Here is a 2,627-nt window from a genome sequence, read left to right on the forward strand (position 1 = left end):
CGGGTGAGATCGTGTGCGTTAAAGGCGGTCACATCTTCAATTGTGTCGCGCGGCTTGAAGTGTCGCGCACGCTTGGTGCGGCTGAAATCCAGATCGGGGATGACCTTTTCATCGGACCGCTGTCGATTGAAGAGCGGGAGAGCTCGATGATCTTCTCCAATCATTCTTGCGCTCCGAATCTCGCGGTGCAGGGGCAGATCGTTTTCGTTGCGCTGCGAGACACTGCCGCGGGCGAGGCACTGACGCACGATTGGGCCACTACGGACGACGATGATTACACGCTCGAGTGCCGGTGCGGGTCGGTCGCATGCCGGCGTGATCACCGGTAAGGACCGGAAGAAGATCGAGTTGCAGGTCAAATACGCCGGTAGATTCTCCTGGTATTTACAGAAGAAGATCGAGGCGGCGACCTGGGGTAAGAGCATTTGAAGGTTGCTTTCCGGAGCACCAGCTCCCTCACGGTCGCGGCTCAGTTACGGAGTCGGTCTCGCGCGGGATGGGTGGACGGTTGGCGGAGTCGGCGGCGCGGGATGGGTGGAGAGTTTGCGGAGTCGGCGGCGCGCGGTGCGTGAGGGTTGACGTTGGCGGATGCGGCCCCACGCCAACGTGTAGCGTAGCGGAGGCGGCGCGCTCGTTTTTAGAATGGGTACATGAGGTTCGTCCTGCCGGCTCTGCTGGTTCTTGGTTTGACTTCCGCGATCGCGCAAACGACGCGGTCGCGGAAATCGACGGCGACAACTCCCGATAACTTCGGGCTGCCCCTGCTGTCGATTACTGTGTCCGGGAACGATAAGGTACCTTCCGCCACGATCCTCAAGATCGCGGGGATCAAGACCGGCGTTCCGCCTGAGAAGGAAGCCTTCGAGACGGCGCGTCAACGGCTGACGGACACGGGGTTCTTCGAATCCATCGCTTATCGGTACGACCCGGTCGCCAAGCCGAAACCCGGCTATGCCGCGAAGTTTGAGGTCAAGGAAGTGACCCCGCTCTACAAAGTCCAGTTCGCGGGATGGCCGGGCAAAGATAAGGAGATCGCTGACTATCTGAGCTCGCGCGATCCGCTGTATGTCGGCGAGGCGCCCCCCACCAAGGCGCTGATCGATCGATGGGCCGGCTATGTGTCCACGTGGGCGGCGGCGCAGAATAAGCCCGTCAAGGTGATCGGGAAAATCGTCAGCCTGGGGAATCCTACCGGCGATGCGGCGTTCGCCATTCAGTTTCAGCCGGACCAACCCCTGCCCGCCGTGGCGCGCGTCGATTTCGATGGCAATGAAGTCTTCGAGGAGCCGCAACTGCAGAAGTCGATCGGCATGGTGGCCTACGGGCTGCCTTACACCGAGCAGAACTTTTTGGACATGCTCAATTCGCAGTTGAAGCCGATGTATGAAGCGAAGGGTTATCTGCGCGTGCATTTCAAGGACATCTCGGCCGAACCGGTGCCGCCGCCGGTGAAGGGATTACTGGTCCACGTGAAGATCGTCGAAGAGTCGCAGTATAAGTTGGGCAGGGTGCGGGTGAGCGGCATCGAGGATGACGACGAACGCGGCGCGTTTGTGCATATGGCCGCGCTGAAGTCCGGCACGGTTGCCAATTTCGATGCGGTGAATCAGGCCGTCGAGAAGATCAAGAAGTCGATCGTCCATGAAGGCTACTACGAGGGCACGGTCGAAGCGGAGCGCTCCATCAATGACGCGACTAAGACCGTGGACGTAACGTTCAAGATCAATCGCGGCAGTCTCTATACTTTCGACCGGCTGACGATCACGGGCCTTGACATGGAAGGCGAAACGGCGGTTCGGAAGATGTGGGGCGAGAAGATGGGCGATCCGTTCAATCCGGACTATCCGAATCATTTTCTGGCTGAGGTGAAGAGCGCGGGGCTGTTCGACTATATGGGTCCGACTAAGGCCGAGGTGAAGACCGATAGCCAGGCGCATAACGCCGACGTCACGCTGATTTTCCTGCCTGAGACGCAGGAAGAAAAGGACAAGCGGATGAAGAAGCAACGCAGGACAGCGGGCAGCGGACCCATGTTCACGGCGAGCCGGTTTACAACCAGTACTGCCACTGGCCCCATCCGATAACAAACGCGGCGAGGCACGCGTTGGTCGCGGCGTGCGCGAGGATGCAGTCCCACAAGTTGCGCGTGCGTATCATCCAGGCGTTGTAGATGAAGCCGGTAAGCAGGCCCACGTCCCAGTAAGGGCCATGCTCCGTCGCGAACAAAATGGCGACGATCAGAAAGGCTTCCAGGTTCCACGAGCCTAAAGGAACGGAGCGAAAATCCCGATGGATTAGCCAGCGCATCAGGAAACCGCGCCAGAAAAGTTCTTCGAGGATAGGGATGGCGACGACGCTCATCAGCACTCGGAACGTGAGGAAGAAGATGCTGTGCTTCTCGGCTTCCGTGGTGGTTGCGGTCGCCGCGCCGACAACGGAATTGTGGAAAGGCGGTAGAGAACGCCACGCAGGGTAGAAATGCTCGGGTGCCACCCATAGGAAGAAGACTGCAATTCCAAGGAGGATGCTTAGGAACGGCCGGGACGGCGCTTTGTCCAGGACGCCGCGCGAGACCACGAGGATGACGGCCACCTCGATGGCGAATCGCGCCCATTGGGGTATTGGCA

The 2,627-nt window shown here is 59.6% G+C and carries 3 protein-coding genes; 2 read left to right on the forward strand and 1 reads right to left on the reverse strand.

What is annotated here, in order from left to right; genetic code table 11:
- On the forward strand, nucleotides 1–329 hold a 329-nt coding region (locus H1Y01_RS12910; protein ID WP_180540929.1), incomplete at its 5' end, for an SET domain-containing protein-lysine N-methyltransferase.
- Nucleotides 330–650: 321 nt separating this feature from the next.
- Entirely contained in the window at nucleotides 651–2,084 is a 1,434-nt protein-coding gene (locus tag H1Y01_RS12915; protein ID WP_180540930.1) for a POTRA domain-containing protein, read from the forward strand.
- On the opposite strand, the gene H1Y01_RS12920 is transcribed toward H1Y01_RS12915, so the two are convergent.
- Nucleotides 2,050–2,627: CAAX prenyl protease-related protein (locus H1Y01_RS12920; RefSeq protein WP_180540931.1), on the reverse strand; the 578-nt coding region annotated here is incomplete at its 5' end. The two genes, H1Y01_RS12915 and H1Y01_RS12920, sit on opposite strands and share 35 nt — an antisense overlap.

Origin of the sequence: Nevskia soli (assembly GCF_903970205.1) — a bacterium.
In the GTDB taxonomy this organism is placed as follows: domain Bacteria; phylum Acidobacteriota; class Terriglobia; order Bryobacterales; family Bryobacteraceae; genus Bog-113.